Below are 19203 nucleotides of genomic sequence, written 5' to 3' on the forward strand. Positions count from 1 at the left end.
GCATGGATCATGGTCGAGATCGTCAAACCCGCGCTTGAACATCTGCCGTCCTACAAGGCGGCGCTCGAGCGCGGCTGGTCGCCGGACAATGTGCGGCTCCTGGAGGCGACGCGCGAGCAACTGGCGGCGATAGAGCAGGATCCGGTGGCCTTCCTGGCCGGCCTCGACGACCCCGAGGCCAAGGGCGGCCCGATCACCTTGCCCGACGGCACACAGGTGCCGCGCCTGCCGGGCTTCCGCCGCTGGATCTGGGATGGCGAGGCGTCCGGCTCGATCGGCTTTCGCTGGCAGAAGGGCACGGCGGACCTGCCTTCGCATGTGCTTGGCCACATCGGCTATGCGGTGGTGCCGTGGAAGCGGCGGCGCGGCTACGCCACGCAAGCCCTGCGGCTGATGCTCGACGAGGCGAGGGCGGTTGGCCTGCCCCACGTCGAGATCACCGCCAAGCCGGGCAATCCGGCCTCGCACAAGGTGATCCTGGCCAATGGCGGCAGGCTGGTCGGGCGCTTCTTCGAGGACGCCGCCTATGGCGGGGTGGAGAGCTTGCGGTTCCGGATCGAGCTGTAGACCGCCTCATCGTTCCTGCTTGCGCAGCCAGTCGGCCAGCGATGCGCGATGCTTGCCGGCCCTGCCGGTGAAGGCCTCGGCGGATAGCATCGAGTTCAACACCGCCTCGTGCGTCGCTTCCGCCGCCGCGCGAAAAAGCATGTCGATGCGCGCTTCGTTGAGCGCGAGCAGGGGCACCAGATTGCGGCTTTCATCGTGGTCGACCAGGTTGCCGGTGCTGAAGGCGATGGCGATGTCACCGCTGCCATGGCCCCAGAAGGAGCCGAGCCTGGCGATGCCGGCTCCGGCGCGGCGCGCCACCCTCTCAAGCTGGCGGTGTTCGAGCGGCACATCGGTTGCCAGCACGATCATGACCGAGCCGCGCTCGTCCCCGGCCGGCTGTCCTGGGTCCGGCCGGCGCCCATCTGGCAGAACGAGGTCGCCAGGCCTGCCGAAATTCGACAGAACGAGAACGCCGAAGTGATGGCCGCCGCCGAGTGCGATTCTTCTGGATGCCGAGCCGATGCCGCCTTTGAAGCCGAAGCAGGTCATTCCCGTTCCGGCGCCGACATTGCCTTGTTCGACCTCGCCCCCATGCGCGTCCGCCAGCGCGGCAAAGGCGTGTTCCTCTGATATCGCCAGGGCCTGGATGTCGTTCAGCGGACCGTCATTGCATTCGCCGACCACCGGATTGACGGTTCCGGTGGTGCGGCCGATATCCGGATTCTGGCGGATGGCGTCGCGGATCAGCGCCGTGGCGCAGGTGCCGACCGCGAGCGTGTTGGTCAGGAGAACAGGCGTTTCGATGGTGCCGAGTTCCTGCACCTGCGTCAGACCGGTGGTCTTGCCGAAGCCGTTGATGACATGGCTTGCCGCCGTCACCTTCTTGCGGAACAGATTTCCGCCATGCGGCAGGATCGCGGTCACGCCGGTGTTGGTGTCGCCGTCGCGCAGCGTGCAGTGGCCGACGCGTACACCGGGCACATCGGTGATCGCATTGCGCGCGCCCGCCGGCAAGATGCCGCAGATCAGGCCGAAATCGCTGACAGTTCTGGACATGCGTCAGACGTGCTCGTCGGCGCACAGTGCGTGGTCGGACAGCGCTCGGATGACGTAGCAGTCGCCGACCGTCTTGCCGTCGCAGCAGGAGGCGATGCGCTCCAGTTCGGTTTCCAGCCGTTTCAGCTGGGCGATCTTTTCGCGCACCGAAATCAGCTGCTCCTGCGCGATCTTGTCGGCATGGCCGCAGGGCTGCTCGGGATGGCCGCTGAGATCGATCAGCGCGCGGATGTCCTCGACGGCAAAGCCAAGGTCGCGGGCGTGGCGGATGAAGGCCAGCCGTTCCAGCTCCTGCCGGGAGTAGCGGCGCTGGTTGCCTTCCGAGCGCTCGGGTGCCGCGACCAGGCCCATCTGCTCGTAGTAGCGGATGGTCGGCACCTTGACCCCGGTGCGGCGGGAGAGATCACCGATCGAAAACATGCATTTTCCCTCTTGAAGCTCTAGTGACTAGAGCAATTACAGTGCCTGGCATCAAGGTTCAAGACCCGTGCGGCGGCGCGTCGCGCGGGGTGGAAAGCAGACAGGTGATGGCATGACTTCTCCTCTGAAGCAGACGCGGTTCAAGATCGGCGGCATGGATTGCGCCTCCTGCGCGGCCAAGATCGATACGGCGGTGCGGCGCCTCGACGGTGTCGCCGACGTGTCGGTCTCAGTGACCGGCGCCAGCATGACGGTCAGCCATGGCGGTCCGCTCAATGACGACAAGGTGCTGCGGCATGTGGCGCGGCTGGGTTATGGCATCGTCAAGGCGGAGGCCGGGACCGGTGGGCCGGCGGCCGAGGCGCATGACCATGCCGATCATGACCATGACGGCCACGATCACGAGGGTCACGACCATGCAGACCATCACGATGGCGGCGTCAAAGAGGCCGCAGGGTCATCGCATCTCCACAGCCACGCCGAGCCGGGGCAGGCGTGGTGGCGCACCCGTCGCGCGGCGCTGACGCTGGCTTGTGCGGCGGCGCTTGTTGTCGCCTACGGCATCGGCCATCTGTTCCCTGTGGCGGAACGCTGGGTCTTCCTGGCCGCGTTGCTGGTCGGTCTCGTGCCGATCGCGCGGCGTGCGCTGATGGCGGCGCTGGCCGGCACGCCGTTCTCGATCGAGATGCTGATGACCATCGCCGCTGTTGGCGCGGTGATGATCGGCGCGACCGAAGAAGCGGCCGCCGTGGTGGTGCTGTTCCTGATCGGCGAGCTTCTGGAAGGTGTCGCCGCCGGGCGTGCGCGGGCCAGCATCCAGGGCCTGGCCGACCTGGTGCCGAAGACGGCGCTGGTCGAGCGGGGCGGCGGCACGCTTGAAGTTCCCGCCGAACAGCTTGCCGTCGGCGACATCATCGTGGTGCGGCCAGGCGACCGCATCCCGGCCGATGGTGAGATTGTGGAAGGCTCGAGCGACATTGACGAGGCACCGGTGACCGGCGAAAGCACGCCGAAGCGCAAGGGTGTCGCGGAACCCGTCTTCGTCGGCACGATCAACAGGGATGGCGTGCTGAAAGTGCGCGTCACGGCGGCCGCTTCCGACAACACCATCGCCCGCGTCGTGCGGCTGGTCGAGGAGGCGCAGGAGGCCAAGGCGCCGACCGAGCGCTTCATCGATCGCTTCTCGCGCTACTACACGCCGGGCGTGCTGGCGGTCGGCGCGCTGGTGGCCGTGCTGCCGCCGCTCGTCGCCGGCGGCGACTGGAACGAATGGATCTACAAGGGCCTGGCGATCCTTTTGATCGGCTGCCCCTGCGCGCTGGTCATCTCGACGCCCGCCGCGATCGCCGCTGGTCTGGCGACCGGCGCACGGCGTGGCCTGTTGATGAAGGGCGGTGCCGTGTTGGAAGGCTTTCGCCGGATCACGGCTGTCGCCTTCGACAAGACCGGCACGCTGACCGCGGGTAAGCCTGTCGTCACCGACATCGTCGCCTATGGCCGCGATGAGCGCAGTGTGCTGGCCTTGGCGGCGGCGCTCGAACAAGGCTCCAGCCATCCGCTGGCTGTGGCGATCCTGGATCGGGCCAGGGCCGATAAGGCGCCGGTGCCGCCGGCGCTGGCAGCGAAGGCGATCTCCGGCAAGGGCGTCGAGGGCAGCGTCGGCGGCGTGGCTGCCTTCCTCGGTTCCGGCCAGGCGGCGGGCGAACGCGCCGACATGACGCCAGCGCAGCGCCTGGCCATCGACAGCCTGAACGGCGAGGGCAAGACCGTGTCGGTGCTGGTCGCCGATGGCGTGGTGGCCGGGCTGATCGCCATGCGTGACGAGCCGCGGCCGGATGCGGCGGCCGGCATCGCGGCGCTCAAGGCCGAAGGCATCCGCGCGGTGATGCTGACCGGCGACAATCGCCGCACGGCTGAAGCTATCGCCGCTTCGCTCGGCATCGAGGCGAGGGCGGAATTGCTGCCGCAGGACAAGCAGCGGATGATCGGCAAATTGCAGCGCGAAGGGCTGACGGTCGCCAAGGTCGGCGATGGCATCAACGACGCGCCGGCGCTCGCCGCCGCCGACATCGGAATCGCCATGGGCGGTGGCACCGACGTGGCGCTGGAGACGGCGGACGCCGCGATCCTGCATGGCCGCGTCATGGATGTCGCGCGCATGGTGCGGCTGTCGCGGGCGGTGATGGCCAATATCGGCCAGAACATCACCGTGGCGCTGGGGCTGAAGGCGGTGTTCCTGGTCACCACCGTTTTGGGCATCACCGGCCTGTGGCCGGCGATCCTGGCCGATACCGGCGCCACCGTGCTGGTCACAGCCAACGCCATGCGCCTGCTGCGCTGGCGCGGATGAGGGCTTGTCGTGGCCTATTCGGCCGGGGCCGTCAGTGGCGGGGTAGCGTTGCTGCGCCCTTCCCAAACCTGGGAGACAACCGCGACCACCACCGCGACCAGCATGGCGAAAGCGCCCACCACGGGCAGGCTTCGATAGCCGTAGCCGGCATTGAGCATGGCGGCGCCCAATGACGCGGCAAGCGCGATGCCGACATTGAAGCCGGACGGGATCAGCGAGGAGGCGAGGTTGGAGGCGTCCGCCGTCCAGGCCAGGATGCGGGTCTGGATCGGCGTGCCGATGGCGAAGTTGAGGCCGCCCCAGATGATGATCGCGACAATCATAGGCAGGGGATAGGGGCTGACGGCATAGATGATTGCCAGAGTCACTGCCTGCAGGGCCAGCATGGTGATCAGCGAGGGCATCAGCTTCCAGTCGGACAGCTTGCCACCGAGGAAGACGCCCAACGTGGCGCCGACGCCGTTGAGCAGCAGCACCCAGGGCACCAGGCCTTCGTCGAGCCCGGTGACCTCAAGCAAGGTCGGCGTGATGTAGGTGAACAGGCAGAATTGGCCGAGCATCAGCATGAGCATCAGGATCAGCGAGGTCCAGACCTGCTGGCGCGCCAGGACGCGGACCTCACGCGCCAGGCCGGCGGGCTTGGCCTGATATCCGGCGGTGCGCGGCAGAAGGGCCGCCATGGCGCAAGTCGCCGCCACGCCAAGCGCGCACATGACCCAGAAGGTGGCACGCCAGCCCCAGATGTTGCCGATGGCGGTGCCCGCCGGCACGCCGATGACGTTGGAGACGGTGAGGCCGGACAGGATCACCGCCACCGCCATGCCGCGTTTGTCCTCGGGAACCAGGCCGACGGCGACCACCATGGCGACGCCGAAATAGGCGCCGTGCGCGACCGCAACGGCAACGCGCAGCAGCAGCATGGAGGTAAAGTCAGGCGCCAGCGCGCAGGCCGCCTGGCCGATGGTGAAGGCGACGGCCAAGCCGAGCAGCAAGGTCTTGCGCGGCAAGGTCTTGGTGGCGAGCGCCAGCAGCGGGCCGCCAATGGCTATGCCGCAGGCGTAGCCCGACACGAGATAGCCGGCGGAAGGGACCGAGACGCCAAGCCCTTCCGCCACTTGCGGCAGCACGCCGGCAATGACGAATTCGGTGGTGCCGAAAGCAAAAGCGGCAATGAACAGGGCAATGAGCGGAAGCGACATGGGAAAGCCTTGGGTGGAAGGGCCTCAAACCATGGATGGACGCCAGGAGCAATCCAGAAATTTTTGCCGCCACTTTAGCTTTTCTTGACTGCTCCCCATGCCGCCGGCGCCTAGTTCCGGAAAAGGCATGCCCTGCGGCGACAAACCGCTAGACCGGGGTCCTGCGCCCGTAGGGGATCTTCAGCCACGCCCGCTCATGAAAATAATAGAGCAGCGACTTGGTGAAGACTTCCGTCACGCCGATGGCCGCCGCCAGCTTGATGCTTCCGGTTATCACGAGCGAGATGATCATCGTGTCGATGGTGCCGGTCATGCGCCAGGAAAGCGCCTTGGCGAAACTGCGCGAATGGGTATCCATCGATTTCCTCCCGGTGGCATCAGATGCTTAGCCGACGGGTGGCAAGGGGACAAAGACTAATTTTGCCGTTCGAGCGGGAATGACGCAAGCTTGTTCCCAAGTTGACGTCGCCCCGGCAAATCCCTTCTCGCTAGCTCGCCTTGAGCCTCGACCCGGTCAACAGGCCGCGCTCTTCCAGCACCGGGTAGGCCATCGAAGCCAGCAGCGAATTGATCTGCTTCAGGTCGCGGATGGTGTCGAGATGGATAGAACTGGTCTCGACGCTTTTTGCGGTGCCTTCGCGCAGCCGCAGGAAATGGCTGGCGCTGGTTTCCTTCTCGCGGTCGCGCAACCGGTCCTTCTCCAGCACCAGCTGGCGGGCGGTCTCGGGGTCGCGCGAGACCAGCACGTTGAAGGCCAGCCGTGCATTGGCCAGCACCGAACTGTGGAAGGCGCACAATTCGCTCCAGCCCTCGTCGGTGAACTCCAGCCCGCGATCGACCTTCTTCTTCACATGCGCCAGCATGTTGCGCACGATGATGTCGCCGACCTGCTCGAGCTTGACGCAGGCGCCGATCAGTTCCTGGCAGCGCAGCGCCTCGTCTTCGGTCAGCGGGTTCTTGGTGACCTTGGCGAGATAGAGTTTGATCGCCGCATGCTTGCGGTCGACGCGGTCGTCGAGGGCGGCGAGCGCCTTGATCTTGTCGGCGTCGGCGCTCTCATAGAGCTCGATGATGCGCTTCAGCATGATCTCGACCGTCTCGCAGACCCGTACCACCTCGCGCGTGGCATTGGCCAGAGCTTGGCTCGGCACGTCCAGCGCGCTTTCGTTGAGGGCTGACAGCTCGATGACGTCGAGGGAAGCGGCAGGCTCTGGTTTGGTGCCGAGTGCCACGATCTTCTCCGACGCGCGGTAGACGAAGCCGGCCAGCGGCAGGCCGGCGAGCAGGATGATGACGTTGAACAGGATATGGGCGTTGACGATCTGGTCAGCGGCCGTCGCGCCGAGGAAGCCGACATGCGGCCGAACGATCATGAACAGGATCAGCATGACCAGCGAGCCCAGCCCGCGCATCAAGAGATTGCCGATCGGCACGACGCGCACGGCGGGTCCGGCCGAGCGGGTCAGCATCGGCGCGATGATGGAAGAGCCAAGATTGACGCCGAGGATGAGGACGACGCCGAGTTCAGGGCTGATCAGGCCGCGGCCGGCCAGCGTCGCCATCAAAAGCACCGCGGCGATGCTCGACTGGAACAGCCAGGTGATCAGCGCCGCCAGGAGATAGGCGGTGATGGAATCGCTGGAGAAGTAATTGATGATGACCGGCATCAGCTGGCTGTTGCGCAATGGCTCGGATGCCTGGCCGATCATCTCGAGCGACAGGATCAAGAGGCCGATGCCGACCAGGATGCGGCCGGTCTGGCGCCAGTCGCGCCGCTCGGTGGCCATGAACATCACCGTGCCGGTGATCAGGCAGAGCGGCACCAGCAGCGTGAGATCGAAGGTCAAGAGCTTGACCACCAGCGCCGAGCCGATCTCGGCGCCGCGCACGGCCAATTGGCCGGCGGCGCCCGAGACGATGCCGGAACCGGCGAAGGAGCCGACCAAGAGCGTTACGGCGGTCGAGCTCTGCAGGGCGATGGCGAGGCCGGTGCCGGCCAGCACCGCCATGATCGGATTGCGCATGGTGGCCCGCAGCCTGTGGCGCAGCACGTCGCCATAGGCGCGCTCGACGCCGGTCTTGACCATGCGGGTGGCAAACAGCATCAGCGCGACGGCGCCGGCCAGATGCAGAAGGACGACGGAACCGCTCATTTCGGCGCCTGCATGCGGATAGGGCTCGCGGTGCGGACGGCGCGGCGAACAGGAGGAAAGGCAAGGGTTCGAATCATGGTCATGGCAACCGTGGATAATAGTCCGAATATTTTAGCCGGGTAATAAAATTTTGTCGATTTCAAGAGGCCGTCGCGGCGCGACAGGCCGTGTCGGGAAATGAACGGGTACGCAAATGGTTGAAGAGCCGGGCTTTGGCCGTCTGGAGAAAGGCCGCTTTTGCCAGGTGGTCGACACTTGTCTTTGTGATGATGTTCAAATATCGGCACTAAGCAGAAGATTTCATTACACAATTGTAATGCTGGTGTTCAGTTTCAGTTCATCCGCCAGCCGCTATTCCTCGGGCATCGACAACCAAGGAGATTTCTCATGAAGCGCATAGTTCTTTCTGTCCTCGCGGTCTCGATGCTGGCCGCCACCTCACTCACCGGCCAGGCCGCGCCGATGAACGCGCCGGTCGCGCCGCAGTCGAATTACACCAAAGTCGACTGGCAGAAACCCGGACATCACAAGGATGTGAGGAAGCGCGTCTTCAAGAAGAAGGTCGTCGTGAAGCGGAACCACTGGCGCAATGGCCAGAAATATTCCGGCTGGAGGCAGCACCAGCCGATCCGCGACTACGGCCGCTACGGCCTGCATCGTCCCGGCCGCGGCCAGGAATGGATCCGCGTCGGCAATGACTATGTGCTGGTCAGCGTCTTGTCCGGCATCATCTTCGGCGCGATCGCGGCGCACTAAGCTTACAGCGCTGGCCTAAGAAGGAGGGCGGTCCGAAAGGCCGCCTTTCTTTTTTGCCCTGTGGAAACCGGGTATGGCCTGTATTGGGGGTCGTCGGATTTCGCTGGGATGATTATATGGTGGGGAAACGAGTTCCCTCAATGCGCTTTCCGCCCGCCTTTCTCGACGAGATCCGCGACCGCGTGCCGATTTCACAGGTCATCGGCCAGCGCGTCGCGTGGGATCGCAAGAAGACCAATACGTCGCGAGGCGACTATTGGGCCTGTTGCCCGTTCCATGGCGAGAAGAGCCCGTCGTTCCATTGCGAGGACAAGAAGGGACGCTACCACTGTTTCGGCTGCTCGGTCTCGGGCGACCATTTCAAGTTCCTCACCGAACTTGAAGGATTGAGTTTTCCCGAGGCGGTCGAAAAGATCGCCGACATGGCCGGCGTGCCGATGCCGGTTCGCGACGAACGGGAAGAACGGCGCGAGCAGGAACGCGCCAGCCTGACCGACGTCATGGAGATGGCGACCGCCTTTTTCCAGGAGCGGCTACAGGGTCCGGAAGGGGCGAAAGCCCGCGCCTATCTCAGGGATCGTGGGCTGACGCCGGCGACGCAGCATTCGTTCCGGCTGGGCTTTGCGCCCGACAGCCGCAACGCGCTGAAGGAGCATCTTGCCGCGAAAGGCGTGCCGAAGGCCGACATCGAGGCTTGCGGGCTGGTGCGTCATGGCGACGATATCCCTGTCTCCTATGACTGGTTCCGCGACCGCATCATGTTTCCGATCCCGGATTCGCGCGGCAAGATCATCGCCTTCGGCGGTCGGGCGCTGGCGCCCGATGCGCTGGCCAAATACATGAACTCGCCCGACACGGAACTCTTCCACAAGGGCAATGTGCTCTACAATTTCGCCCGCGCGCGCAAGGCTTTGGCCAAGGGCGGCACGGTCATCGCCGTCGAAGGCTATATGGATGTCATCGCGCTGGCGCAGGCCGGCTTCGAGAATGTCGTGGCGCCGCTCGGCACCGCGCTCACCGAAAACCAGCTCGAATTGCTGTGGCGCATGGCGCCGGAGCCGATGCTGTGTTTCGACGGCGACAAGGCCGGTCTGAAGGCGGCGTGGCGGGCCGCGGACCTGGCATTACCCTCGGTGCAGGCCGGCCGCTCGGCGCGCTTCGCGCTGCTGCCGGAAGGCAAGGATCCCGACGACCTGGTCAAAGCCGAGGGCCCGGACGCTTTCCGCGCGGTGCTTGCCGATGCGCGGCCGCTGGTCGACCTGTTGTGGATGCGCGAGACTGCTGGCGGTGTCTTCGACACGCCGGAACGGCGGGCGGAACTGGGAAAGACGCTGCGGGAGTTGACCAGCCGCATCCGCGACGAGAGCACGCGCTATCACTACCAGCAGGAAATGCGCGAGCGGGAAAAGAGCTTCTTCGGCTCGCAGCGCGATACGCGGCAGGGACGCCAGGACTGGAAACCGGGGCAGCAGGGCAAGGCAGCCGCACCCGGTGGACAATTCGCCAAGCCTGGTGGTGGTCGCATGGCGATCACCGAAAGCCTCGGCCAATCGGCTCTGGTCAAACGCGGCAGCGAAGGCATGTCGGTGCGCGAGGCGACGATCATCGTGGCGCTGGTCAACCATCCGGCGCTGATCGACGAGAATTTCGCCCATGTCGAATTTCTCGACCTCGCCAATTCCGAGTTGCAGCGGCTGCATGCCGCCATTCTCGACGCGATGGCGCATGACATGGCCAATGACCGCCATGCCGTGGTGGCGACGATCGAGCGCGCCGGCTGCGCCGAGATCTGGGAGCGCGCCGTCGGCCTGATCCGGCGGGCGCGACAATGGCCGGCGCTGGAGACGGCGGCACTCGACGACGCCCGCGACGCTCTGAACCAGGCGCTGCACTTGCAGCGCAGCGCGCGCACCTTACATAAGGAGCTGAAACAGGCGGAAGCGGCGCTCGAAGCGGATCCCTCGGACGAAAACTTCCGCCATCTGATCGAAATTCAGGCGCAATTTCAGGATGTACAGGCGACGGAAGCGCTGATCGAAGGATTCGGCGTTTCGTCGGGCAGGGCTGGGCGAGCCTAAGTGCAGCTGAGTACAGGAATGAGAGCGTGGCCGGGCTTCCCAGGGGAGCAAGGCGCGCTAAGTCGGGTAATTGATTCGCTTTTTTCATGCGAATCATGCCAGAGGCGCTTGACCTTCAGACAGAATGGCGGAATCAGGACGATTCGAAACGTTAACCCGCACCCGCGCCGACGGGAAATGAGCGATGTGAGGTACTGGTCACTGGACAGGCAGGCCGCCTGCCACAGATATCAGGGTTAATCTGGACTTAACGATCAATGAAGTTAGTGGCCCGGTGAAGCGCGTTTCAAAACGAGCCTATCCGATTTGACTGGTCCGACAGCTTACGCGGCCCCGATGCCCGGCCGCTAGGAGAAGATAAAAATTATGGCGACTAAGGAAAAGGAAGAGGTCGAGACCGAACGCGAAGGCGCCACCGATGGCCCTCTGCTCGACCTTTCCGATGATGCTGTCAAGAAGATGATCAAGGCCGCCAAGAAGCGCGGCTATGTCACGATGGACGAGCTGAATTCGGTGCTGCCTTCCGAGGAAGTGACCTCCGAGCAGATCGAGGACACGATGGCGATGCTGTCCGACATGGGCATCAATGTCGTCGAGGATGACGAGCAGGGCGAAGAGGCCGAGGCCGGCGACACCGCGGCCGATGCCGAGGAAGACGCCAACGAGCTGGCCGAGCAGACCGGCACGGCGGTCGCCGCCACCACCACAAAGAAAGAGCCGACCGACCGCACCGACGATCCGGTGCGCATGTATCTGCGCGAGATGGGCTCGGTCGAGCTTCTGTCGCGCGAAGGCGAAATCGCCATTGCCAAACGCATCGAGGCCGGCCGCGAGACGATGATCGCGGGCCTGTGCGAAAGCCCGCTGACCTTCCAGGCCATCATCATCTGGCGCGACGAGCTCAACGAATCCAAGATCCTGCTGCGCGAGATCATCGACCTCGAAGCCACCTATGCCGGCCCCGAAGCCAAGCAGGCGCCGGTGGTCGAGCGCATCGAGGAAGCGCCCAAGGCCGAGGAAAAGCCGCGCCGCGGACGCGACGATGAAGACGACATCACCAATGTCGGCGCCGATACGCGCGGCATCGGCGACGACGACGAAGAAGACGAGGACGAGGCGAGCCTGTCGCTGGCGGCGATGGAAGCGGAACTGCGTCCGCAGGTGATGGAGACGCTCGACGTCATCGCCGACACCTACAAGAAGCTGCGCAAGCTGCAGGACCAGCAGGTCGAGAACCGTCTCGCCGCCGCCGGCACGCTGTCGCCCAGCCAGGACCGCCGGCTGAAGGAGCTGAAGGACCAGCTGATCAAGGCGGTGAAGTCGCTGTCGCTCAACACGGCGCGCATCGAGGCGCTGGTCGAGCAGCTTTACGACATCAACAAGCGCCTGGTGCAGAACGAGGGCAAGCTGTTGCGGCTGGCCGAAAGCTATGGCGTGCGCCGCGAGGAGTTCCTGAAGGAATATCAGGGTTCCGAGCTTGATCCCAACTGGACGCGTGCGATCGGCAATCTGACGTCGCGCGGCTGGAAGGAATTCACCAAGAACGAGAAGGATGCGATCAAGGACCTGCGCGCCGAGATTCAGCACCTGGCCACCGAAACGGCGATCTCGATCCTGGAATTCCGCAAGATCGTCAACCAGGTGCAGAAGGGCGAGCGCGAAGCCGCGATCGCCAAGAAGGAAATGGTCGAGGCCAATCTGCGTCTCGTCATCTCCATCGCCAAGAAATACACCAATCGCGGCCTGCAGTTCCTCGACCTGATCCAGGAAGGCAATATCGGCCTGATGAAGGCGGTCGATAAGTTCGAATACCGCCGCGGCTACAAGTTCTCGACCTACGCGACTTGGTGGATCCGGCAGGCGATCACGCGTTCGATCGCCGACCAGGCGCGCACCATCCGCATTCCTGTGCATATGATCGAGACGATCAACAAGATCGTGCGCACCTCGCGCCAGATGCTGCACGAAATCGGCCGCGAGCCGACGCCGGAGGAACTGGCCGAAAAGCTCGCCATGCCGCTCGAAAAAGTGCGCAAGGTGCTGAAGATCGCCAAGGAGCCGATCTCGCTCGAAACGCCTGTCGGCGACGAGGAGGATTCGCATCTGGGCGATTTCATCGAGGACAAGATGGCGATCCTGCCGATCGACGCGGCGATCCAGGCCAATCTGCGCGAGACCACCACGCGGGTTCTGGCCTCGCTGACGCCGCGCGAGGAGCGCGTGCTGCGCATGCGCTTTGGCATCGGCATGAACACCGACCACACGCTGGAAGAAGTCGGCCAGCAGTTCTCGGTCACACGCGAGCGTATCCGCCAGATCGAAGCCAAGGCACTGCGCAAGCTCAAGCACCCGAGCCGGTCGCGCAAGCTGCGCAGCTTCCTCGACAGCTGAGTTTTTCTGTCGCGAAGAATTGAGGGCGCCGACTGGCGCCCTTTTTCGTATCAAGCTCGGCGGAAGCCGTGTCGGATTTTCCGGGAATTGCCCTACAGCGGCACGTTCAGCCGTGTCCCCTTGACGATGATGCCGCCGCGATCGCCGATCTCGATAGAGCCATAACGCTGCCTGAAGCATTCTGGCAGCGGGCGGTCGCCGGGAATTGACAGCCACAGGCGCAGCATATGGCGCCGCCTGTCGGGTTCGGGCCAATCGCGAAACCCCATGCGGTCGTGCAGCAGCGAGTGATTGTAGACGAACTGCATGTCGCCCGGCCTAAGCCGCATCGACAGGTTCAGCTTGGGATCGTTGGCGAGGCTGTCGAAGAGATCCAGTGCTTCGACATGGGCAGCACTCAGCCGCATGGCATCCGGGAAGCGCTGGGCGCTGTCGATGTACTGGCGCTGGTAGATGCCGGTGAGCAGCCCCGCATGCCAGTTGAGCACCGGGATTTCGAAATAGGGTTTTTGGCCCTCCGGGACCTCACCGCGCCGGTCGGTGGCGATCGGATCAAACAGCAGCCGGACGAGATCGGGCCGGCTTTTGCGCATCTCGTTGTAGATCGTCACCGTGCTGACCAACAGGGATTCGCCGCCTTGCATGGCATCCCGCAGGCAGAGCAGGCCGACGACATCGGCCGAGTCTGTGTGAAACGTCTGGCGCTCCGCCGTCTGGTAGATGCGTGTCGTGGGGCTCTTGGCGTCCGCGCCGATGTCGCGGACATGGCCGAGAATATGGCCCTGGGCATTCTGGGAGCGCGCGCTTCCCAGATGCGCGCCAATCCCACAAAAAATCGTTGCCGCCATTTCAGCGGAATATTTTTCGACCGGCAGGCCGCGCAGCACCTCGAATCCTATGCCTGCGATCAGTTTTTCGCGCAGGGCGGCAAGATGGCCGGCGAGCCGAGGCAAGGGGAAATCGGCCTTGGCCAGGCCGCCAATATCGCGCGAGCGGGCGAGAAAGCCGGTTGCCGCCGATTCAAGCTCGATGACGTCCTGCGGATCCAGCTCGACCAGCCATTGTTCGGGATGTTTCGCCATGTCCGCGCCGGTCCATGCGGCGGGGATTTCGATCCGGTCCGGCGGCAGGTCTTTTGTCTCGTGCATGAATTTCTCCTGCAGGCCGGATCGGCCCAGGCTGATGGCCGCGACGGAGATTGCCGCAACCAGGCAGATTTTTAAACCGGCTTTCCCTGCCGACGCCTATGGGGCACTGGCGCGGTAGCGCTTGCGGGACGTTCGCCGTGGGAGGATAATTTCGCGTCGGATGCATTTTCTGGGCGACAACCCGGATGCCCGCCCCGGCGAAGCCGCCGTGCTCCGTGGCTCCGGAAGGAGGCGTACCATGACGACCTACATCATGCTGATGAACTGGACCGAGCAGGGCGCGAAGAACGTGCGCGATTCGCCCAAGCGCCTCGACGCCGCCAGGAAGCAGCTGGGCGAGATGGGAGGATCGTTCAAGGCGTTTTACCTGACCATGGGCGAATACGACATGGTGGCGGTGGTCGAAGCGCCCGATGATGCGGTGCTGGCGCGTTTCGCGCTGATGCTGGCCGCGAACGGAAACCTCAAGTCACGGACGCTGAAAGCTTTCCCGGAATTCGCCTACCGCGAGATCATCTCCTCGCTTGGATGAAGCAAGCGACTGGGCTTCTTGAAGGCAGCGGCCAGGTGCCGGCCTGACGGCGCTTTGCCGCAGGACAGGACGCGTCGCCATGATAGACTGCGGGCAGGGGTGATCGCGATGAAGAAAGTCTCGATACTGGCTGCCAGCCTTGCGTTGATATTGTCGATGCCGTTCGCCGCCGCCGCGCAAAACCCGGTCGGCTTGGCCAATCCGGCATCCGTCCATTGCGGCGAGGTCGGCGGGCGCACGGTGATCCGCAAAGACCAGGCCGGCAATGAATACGGATTCTGCCGGCTGCCCAAGGGGCGCCTGTGCGAGGAGTGGGCGCTGTTTCGCGACAACAAATGCGTCGGGCCAAAGGCGGCCATGCGCGGCAAATGACGTGCGCGCTGTCATAGGGTGAGATGATGTCCGAAACACATTCGCATCTTTGGCCGGGCGTGCCGCTCGCCCTTGGCTCGGCCGCTCTGTTCGGCGCGACGCCGCCGCTTTCCAAGCTGCTGCTCGATGCCGTGAACCCCTTCATGCTGGCCGGATTGCTTTATCTCGGCGCGGGCGTCGGCCTTGCTTTGTATCGCCTGCTTCGCGGCAAGCAGGCGGCGGCCGGCGAAGCGCAACTGGCCGCCCGGGATATCCCCTGGCTGGCGCTGGCGATCGGCATGGGGGGCATCCTCGCGCCGGTGTTGTTGATGTTCGGCCTCACCCTCAACACGGCATCCAGTTCGGCGCTGCTGCTCAACCTGGAAGGGCTGGCGACAATGGCGATCGCCTGGCTCGTCTACCGCGAGAATGTCGACCGGCGGCTGCTTTTTGGCGCCTTCGCCATCCTGGCGGGCGCGGTCCTGTTGTCGTGGGATGGCGGCGGCGTTGCTTTCAACCCGGGCGCCTTGCTGGTGGCCGGGGCTTGCCTGGCCTGGGGGCTGGACAACAATTTCACGCGCAGGATTTCGGCCACCGACCCCGTGGTGATCGCCATGCTGAAAGGCCTGGTGGCGGGTGCGGCCAATGTCGGATTGGCGCTTGCTGCCGGGGCGTCGTTTCCCGCGACGCCCATTGTCGCGGCCACGGCCGCGGTCGGCTTCCTCGGCATCGGCGTCAGCCTGGTGATGTTCATCCTGGCGCTGCGCCATCTCGGCACCGCGCGGACAGGCGCCTATTATTCGCTGGCTCCGTTCATCGGCGCGCTGCTGGCCATCGTCATGCTGGGCGATGCCGTCACCCTCAAACTGGCGGTCGCGGGACTGCTGATGGGCGTCGGCCTGTGGCTGCATCTGTCGGAACGCCATGACCATGAACACGACCATGAGGCGCTGGAACATGAGCACAGCCATGTGCATGACGAGCACCACCAGCACGATCATGACGGGCCGGTGAGCGAGCCGCATTCGCACTGGCACCGGCATGCGCCGATGCGCCACCGGCATCCGCATTATCCGGACCTGCATCATCGGCATAGCCACGGCTGAGCATGCCAGGAACATGCTCAAGCAAACACCCAAGCCTGAACTGACCGTCTGGTACAACACGCGTTGCCCGGTCTGCGATGCCGGCATCAGCCGGCAGAAGCGGCGGCTGATCGAAGCGATCAAGGCCGGGCGGATCGAATTTCGCGACATCAATCTGGAGCCGGCGGCACTTGGCCGTTTTGGCGCCTCGCTGGAGGATATACGCCGCCGGCTGCACGCCACCGACGCGGCCGGCCGGCTGCTGGTCGGCGCCGATGTCGCGATTGCCATATGGCGGGCGACACCCGGCGAGGGCTGGCTGGCCACGCTGTTCGGCAATCCGGTTGCCTTCCCGCTGACACGCCTTGCCTATGATCGCTTCGCCGATCTGCTCTACGCCTGGAACCGCCGCAAGGGCCGCTGGTAGCGAATTCATCCCGTTGAACGGAACGTCCCGGACCAGCAGGTCGATCCGGCTGGCGCAACATTCCGATACATCGTAAGATATATCTTGACTCTGCGAGAGGTCGCGCCTAATTAAGATATATCGTAAGATAGAACTCAAGGAGAAATCAATGCACAAGCATGGTCATTTCGGCGAACGCATGTTCATGCACATGGCCGGCAAATTCGGCGGCAGGGGCGGCGGAGGCTTTGGCCCGTTCGGCCATGGCGGACGCGGCGGCGGACGCGGCGGCCCGGGCGACATGTTCCGCGCCGGCCGCATGCTGGCCGACGGCGACCTCAAGCTGATCACGCTGTCGCTGCTGGCCGAGGCCCCGCGCCACGGCTACGACATCATCAAGGCGCTGGAAGAGCGTACCAGCGGCATCTACAGCCCGAGCCCGGGCGTGGTCTACCCGACGCTGACCTTCCTGGAAGAGGCCGGCTATGCCGCTTCCGCCGCCGACGGCAACAAGAAGGTGTTTTCCATCACCGAGGCGGGGCAGGCGCATCTTGCTGACAACCGCGAGATGATCGACGGCGTGCTCGACCATCTCGAACGCTTCGGCCGCAAGATGGCCAAGGCGCGCGACTGGTTCGGCTGGAACGACGATGGCGAGGACCGGCGTGGTGGTCGCGGCGGCCGTGGCGAGCGTTCGGAAACGCGTGACGAATTCCGCGCCATCCGTCACCGCCTGCGCGCGGCGCTCGGCGAGATCGTCGATGCCCCGGCCGACAAGCAGGCCGAGGCGATCGCCATCCTCGAAGCTGCGGCGGACGCGCTGGAAGCGCTGTCGCACCGCTGATCCAGGCGCGATAGACGCATGAAAAAAGCCCGGGGCGACCCGGGCTTTTTTGCGTCAGGGCAGGCCGGCGTCATTCCTTGCCGACATACTCGCTGATCAGCTTTTCGTTGCGGGCCTTTTCGATCTTGGCGGTCATCTCGGCCGACAGGCGTTCGTCGGTGCGGTACTTGACCAGGTTCACCAGGCTGCCGGTCAAGAGCAGGATGCCCATGGCCCAGTAGCCCTTGGTCGACAGGTCGACCGGCGCCAGCCACAGCGACAGGCCGAGCATGAAGTAGGCGGCGCCGACCGAGGCGGTGTTGAACATGATGTAGGTCTGATTGGCGTTCATTGGAGTTCTCCGTTGGTTTGATGATGGATTGGATGGAAGTCAGGTCTGCAAAGTCTGGTTTTCAGTTGATGGTCTTCAGGCGCGCGAGCACATCCTTGGCGCGCACCTTGGCCGCGGGGCCGTGACCGGCATCCGCAAGGCGGTCGCGGATGGCGTCGTGACGCAGTTCGCCGTCGATCTCGTCGAGGATGCCGGCCTCCTCGAACGGGTCGCTGGCGCCCTTGATGCGGGCGAGCAGTTCCTCGGCGTCGTTGAGGCTCGCCGAATGGCCGATCGACCTGACAAGGCGTGACTGCGCCTTGCGCTCGGCATCGATGGCGCGGGCCGAGATCATGCCCTGGTTGAGGTCGATGATGCGGCGATGCGCCCGCTCCACCGAAACGCGCATCCGCAAGGTCTTTTCGCCGAGGCTTTGCACCGTGCTGCGGCGGACTTCGCGCTCATTCTCCAGTTCGGCGATGGCCGCAGCACCGCTTTCGGCCAATCCGTCGTTGCCGGCGGCCAGAGCGCTCAGCGTGCGGCTTTCGAGATCCGCGTGACGGCGTTCGAGCTGGTCGAGGCCGGCCTGCTCGGCGCGCTGGCGGACAATCAGTGAAGCGAGCGTCTGCTTGGCGGCGGCAAGACCGGCCTCGGCGTCGCGGATGCGCTGCGCCAGAAGGTCGATGGCGAAGCGATCCTTGAGGCCGTCCTCGGCCCGTGCGCTGGCGCCGTCGAGCAGTGTTCTGATCAGGCTAAGCATGGTTCTTCTCCCTTCGAACTGTTTCGGTGAACAATGTTCACGAAGTCAACATAGCAGGAAATGAACGTTGTTCAAGAGTCTTTTGAACGCTGTTCACGAAATCCCGGCTATGGTAAATGAAGGGAAGTTTCGAACAGCCCGGGCCGAAGGCACGGGCATCCATAAGGACAAGCATGGCACTGGACAGGGAAGAAACAGGCGAGCGGGTGCTGGCGATCGCCGAGGTGCTGCTCAACGAGGGCGGCATGGACAATCTGAAGGCCAGGACCATCGCCGAGCAGGCGGGCATCTCGGTCGGCTCGGTCTACAATCTTTTTTCCGATCTCGACGGGGTGCATCGCGCCGTCAACATGCGGCTGCTCGACCGGCTGGGCGCGGCAGGGGCGGCAGCGATGGCCGATCTTTCCCAGCGCGGCATCACCGATGTGCGCCAGCGCCTGCTGGCGCTGGCCGGCGCCTATGTGCGCTTCGTCGAGGCGCATCCGGGCAGCTGGCCGGCACTGCTTGCCTTCAACAGGAGCCGTCCCACATTGTCTGAACCGGACGCCTATGAGGCGCGGCTCGACCAGCTGTTCGAGATCATTGCCCGTGTGCTTGCCGGTGGCGACTTCGACCTTGACGACGACACGCGCAGGATCGCGGCGCGCACATTGTGGTCAAGCGTGCATGGCATCGTCACCAGCGGTTATGCGGCCAGGTCCGTGCGCCGGCAGGCCGACGAGATCGACCAGCAGATCGAGCTCCTGGTCGCCGTCTTCATCAGGGGACTGGAACGCGGCGGCACATTCGCGCATGCTGGGACGAAAACGTCGTGA

Annotated in this window: 20 protein-coding genes; 12 read left to right on the plus strand and 8 right to left on the minus strand. The window is 64.5% G+C overall.

The genetic code is table 11. From position 1 onward, the window contains the following. Window positions 1-9: 9 nt before the first annotated feature. Entirely contained in the window at window positions 10-567 is a 558-nt protein-coding gene (locus AC1DPX_RS25080; RefSeq protein ID WP_477240012.1) for a GNAT family N-acetyltransferase, read from the plus strand. 6 nt (window positions 568-573) lie between these two features. Here AC1DPX_RS25080 and AC1DPX_RS25085 read toward each other — a convergent pair whose 3' ends face one another. Then, complete coding sequence (locus tag AC1DPX_RS25085) at window positions 574-1605, minus strand: DmpA family aminopeptidase (RefSeq protein WP_477240013.1); 1032 nt, start codon at window positions 1603-1605, stop codon at window positions 574-576. Between the two features lie 3 nt (window positions 1606-1608). Then, window positions 1609-2025 (minus strand): MerR family transcriptional regulator, encoded by a 417-nt coding sequence (locus tag AC1DPX_RS25090; RefSeq protein ID WP_143973511.1) that lies wholly within the window; start codon window positions 2023-2025, stop codon window positions 1609-1611. Window positions 2026-2137: 112 nt separating this feature from the next. Here AC1DPX_RS25090 and AC1DPX_RS25095 point away from each other — a divergent pair, with 112 nt between their 5' ends. Next, window positions 2138-4375, plus strand: coding sequence for a heavy metal translocating P-type ATPase (locus AC1DPX_RS25095; RefSeq protein ID WP_477240014.1), 2238 nt, complete (start codon window positions 2138-2140; stop codon window positions 4373-4375). 14 nt (window positions 4376-4389) lie between these two features. Here AC1DPX_RS25095 and AC1DPX_RS25100 read toward each other — a convergent pair whose 3' ends face one another. From AC1DPX_RS25100 to AC1DPX_RS25110, 3 genes are all read right to left on the minus strand, one after another. Continuing rightward, a complete protein-coding gene (locus tag AC1DPX_RS25100; RefSeq protein WP_477240015.1) occupies window positions 4390-5574 on the minus strand; it encodes an MFS transporter in 1185 nt (394 codons plus the stop codon). Window positions 5575-5722: 148 nt separating this feature from the next. After that, window positions 5723-5932, minus strand: a complete 210-nt coding sequence (locus AC1DPX_RS25105; protein ID WP_202358360.1) for a DUF2061 domain-containing protein — start codon at window positions 5930-5932, stop codon at window positions 5723-5725. 130 nt (window positions 5933-6062) lie between these two features. Next, a complete protein-coding gene (locus AC1DPX_RS25110) occupies window positions 6063-7727 on the minus strand; it encodes a Na/Pi cotransporter family protein (protein WP_202358361.1) in 1665 nt (554 codons plus the stop codon). Between the two features lie 193 nt (window positions 7728-7920). Between AC1DPX_RS25110 and AC1DPX_RS25115 the strand changes: the two genes are divergently transcribed. From AC1DPX_RS25115 to rpoD, 4 genes are all read left to right on the plus strand, one after another. Next, window positions 7921-8118 carry a hypothetical protein gene (locus AC1DPX_RS25115; RefSeq protein WP_477240016.1) on the plus strand — a complete coding sequence of 66 codons (198 nt, stop codon included), beginning with the start codon at window positions 7921-7923 and terminating at the stop codon, window positions 8116-8118. After that, complete coding sequence (locus AC1DPX_RS25120) at window positions 8115-8483, plus strand: RcnB family protein (protein ID WP_477240017.1); 369 nt, start codon at window positions 8115-8117, stop codon at window positions 8481-8483. Before AC1DPX_RS25115 ends, AC1DPX_RS25120 begins: the two co-directional genes overlap by 4 nt. Before the next feature lie 140 nt (window positions 8484-8623). Continuing rightward, on the plus strand, window positions 8624-10561 hold the full coding sequence (gene dnaG, locus AC1DPX_RS25125) for a DNA primase (protein WP_477240018.1): 1938 nt from the start codon (window positions 8624-8626) through the stop codon (window positions 10559-10561). A gap of 366 nt (window positions 10562-10927) precedes the next feature. Continuing rightward, window positions 10928-12952, plus strand: a complete 2025-nt coding sequence (gene rpoD, locus AC1DPX_RS25130) for an RNA polymerase sigma factor RpoD (protein ID WP_019860483.1) — start codon at window positions 10928-10930, stop codon at window positions 12950-12952. A gap of 92 nt (window positions 12953-13044) precedes the next feature. Here rpoD and AC1DPX_RS25135 read toward each other — a convergent pair whose 3' ends face one another. Further along, window positions 13045-14100 carry a TauD/TfdA family dioxygenase gene (locus AC1DPX_RS25135; RefSeq protein WP_477240019.1) on the minus strand — a complete coding sequence of 352 codons (1056 nt, stop codon included), beginning with the start codon at window positions 14098-14100 and terminating at the stop codon, window positions 13045-13047. A 238-nt stretch (window positions 14101-14338) separates the two neighbouring features. Between AC1DPX_RS25135 and AC1DPX_RS25140 the strand changes: the two genes are divergently transcribed. The 5 genes from AC1DPX_RS25140 (at window position 14339) to AC1DPX_RS25160 (ending at window position 17318) form a co-directional block, all read left to right on the plus strand. Further along, window positions 14339-14632: a GYD domain-containing protein gene (locus tag AC1DPX_RS25140; protein ID WP_202358366.1), complete on the plus strand. Its 294-nt coding sequence runs from the start codon at window positions 14339-14341 to the stop codon at window positions 14630-14632. 108 nt (window positions 14633-14740) lie between these two features. Then, window positions 14741-15004, plus strand: a complete 264-nt coding sequence (locus tag AC1DPX_RS25145) for a putative hemolysin (protein ID WP_202358367.1) — start codon at window positions 14741-14743, stop codon at window positions 15002-15004. Between the two features lie 26 nt (window positions 15005-15030). Next, window positions 15031-16089, plus strand: a complete 1059-nt coding sequence (locus AC1DPX_RS25150) for a DMT family transporter (protein ID WP_202358368.1) — start codon at window positions 15031-15033, stop codon at window positions 16087-16089. A gap of 13 nt (window positions 16090-16102) precedes the next feature. Continuing rightward, a complete protein-coding gene (locus AC1DPX_RS25155) occupies window positions 16103-16495 on the plus strand; it encodes a thiol-disulfide oxidoreductase DCC family protein (protein WP_477240020.1) in 393 nt (130 codons plus the stop codon). A 148-nt stretch (window positions 16496-16643) separates the two neighbouring features. Further along, complete coding sequence (locus AC1DPX_RS25160) at window positions 16644-17318, plus strand: PadR family transcriptional regulator (protein WP_202358370.1); 675 nt, start codon at window positions 16644-16646, stop codon at window positions 17316-17318. Between the two features lie 70 nt (window positions 17319-17388). Here the strand turns inward: AC1DPX_RS25160 and AC1DPX_RS25165 are convergent, their stop codons facing one another. Beyond that, window positions 17389-17649, minus strand: a complete 261-nt coding sequence (locus AC1DPX_RS25165) for a YiaA/YiaB family inner membrane protein (RefSeq protein WP_019860476.1) — start codon at window positions 17647-17649, stop codon at window positions 17389-17391. A gap of 61 nt (window positions 17650-17710) precedes the next feature. After that, a complete protein-coding gene (locus AC1DPX_RS25170) occupies window positions 17711-18388 on the minus strand; it encodes a PspA/IM30 family protein (RefSeq protein WP_202358371.1) in 678 nt (225 codons plus the stop codon). Window positions 18389-18561: 173 nt separating this feature from the next. On the opposite strand from AC1DPX_RS25170, the gene AC1DPX_RS25175 reads away from it, so the two are divergent. Next, entirely contained in the window at window positions 18562-19203 is a 642-nt protein-coding gene (locus tag AC1DPX_RS25175; RefSeq protein ID WP_202358372.1) for a TetR/AcrR family transcriptional regulator, read from the plus strand.

The organism is Mesorhizobium sp. 01N446 (assembly GCF_056399285.1).

What these genes read in the sequence shown, in the direction of transcription:
- AC1DPX_RS25080 (WP_477240012.1), top strand. Translation starts at nt 10, where the DNA reads ATGGTCGAGATCGTCAAACCCGCGCTTGAACATCTGCCGTCCTACAAG.
- AC1DPX_RS25085 (WP_477240013.1), bottom strand. Translation starts at nt 1,605, where the DNA reads ATGTCCAGAACTGTCAGCGATTTCGGCCTGATCTGCGGCATCTTGCCG.
- AC1DPX_RS25090 (WP_143973511.1), bottom strand. Translation starts at nt 2,025, where the DNA reads ATGTTTTCGATCGGTGATCTCTCCCGCCGCACCGGGGTCAAGGTGCCG.
- AC1DPX_RS25095 (WP_477240014.1), top strand. Translation starts at nt 2,138, where the DNA reads ATGACTTCTCCTCTGAAGCAGACGCGGTTCAAGATCGGCGGCATGGAT.
- AC1DPX_RS25100 (WP_477240015.1), bottom strand. Translation starts at nt 5,574, where the DNA reads ATGTCGCTTCCGCTCATTGCCCTGTTCATTGCCGCTTTTGCTTTCGGC.
- AC1DPX_RS25105 (WP_202358360.1), bottom strand. Translation starts at nt 5,932, where the DNA reads ATGGATACCCATTCGCGCAGTTTCGCCAAGGCGCTTTCCTGGCGCATG.
- AC1DPX_RS25110 (WP_202358361.1), bottom strand. Translation starts at nt 7,727, where the DNA reads ATGAGCGGTTCCGTCGTCCTTCTGCATCTGGCCGGCGCCGTCGCGCTG.
- AC1DPX_RS25115 (WP_477240016.1), top strand. Translation starts at nt 7,921, where the DNA reads ATGGTTGAAGAGCCGGGCTTTGGCCGTCTGGAGAAAGGCCGCTTTTGC.
- AC1DPX_RS25120 (WP_477240017.1), top strand. Translation starts at nt 8,115, where the DNA reads ATGAAGCGCATAGTTCTTTCTGTCCTCGCGGTCTCGATGCTGGCCGCC.
- dnaG (WP_477240018.1), top strand. Translation starts at nt 8,624, where the DNA reads ATGCGCTTTCCGCCCGCCTTTCTCGACGAGATCCGCGACCGCGTGCCG.
- rpoD (WP_019860483.1), top strand. Translation starts at nt 10,928, where the DNA reads ATGGCGACTAAGGAAAAGGAAGAGGTCGAGACCGAACGCGAAGGCGCC.
- AC1DPX_RS25135 (WP_477240019.1), bottom strand. Translation starts at nt 14,100, where the DNA reads ATGCACGAGACAAAAGACCTGCCGCCGGACCGGATCGAAATCCCCGCC.
- AC1DPX_RS25140 (WP_202358366.1), top strand. Translation starts at nt 14,339, where the DNA reads ATGACGACCTACATCATGCTGATGAACTGGACCGAGCAGGGCGCGAAG.
- AC1DPX_RS25145 (WP_202358367.1), top strand. Translation starts at nt 14,741, where the DNA reads ATGAAGAAAGTCTCGATACTGGCTGCCAGCCTTGCGTTGATATTGTCG.
- AC1DPX_RS25150 (WP_202358368.1), top strand. Translation starts at nt 15,031, where the DNA reads ATGTCCGAAACACATTCGCATCTTTGGCCGGGCGTGCCGCTCGCCCTT.
- AC1DPX_RS25155 (WP_477240020.1), top strand. Translation starts at nt 16,103, where the DNA reads ATGCTCAAGCAAACACCCAAGCCTGAACTGACCGTCTGGTACAACACG.
- AC1DPX_RS25160 (WP_202358370.1), top strand. Translation starts at nt 16,644, where the DNA reads ATGCACAAGCATGGTCATTTCGGCGAACGCATGTTCATGCACATGGCC.
- AC1DPX_RS25165 (WP_019860476.1), bottom strand. Translation starts at nt 17,649, where the DNA reads ATGAACGCCAATCAGACCTACATCATGTTCAACACCGCCTCGGTCGGC.
- AC1DPX_RS25170 (WP_202358371.1), bottom strand. Translation starts at nt 18,388, where the DNA reads ATGCTTAGCCTGATCAGAACACTGCTCGACGGCGCCAGCGCACGGGCC.
- AC1DPX_RS25175 (WP_202358372.1), top strand. Translation starts at nt 18,562, where the DNA reads ATGGCACTGGACAGGGAAGAAACAGGCGAGCGGGTGCTGGCGATCGCC.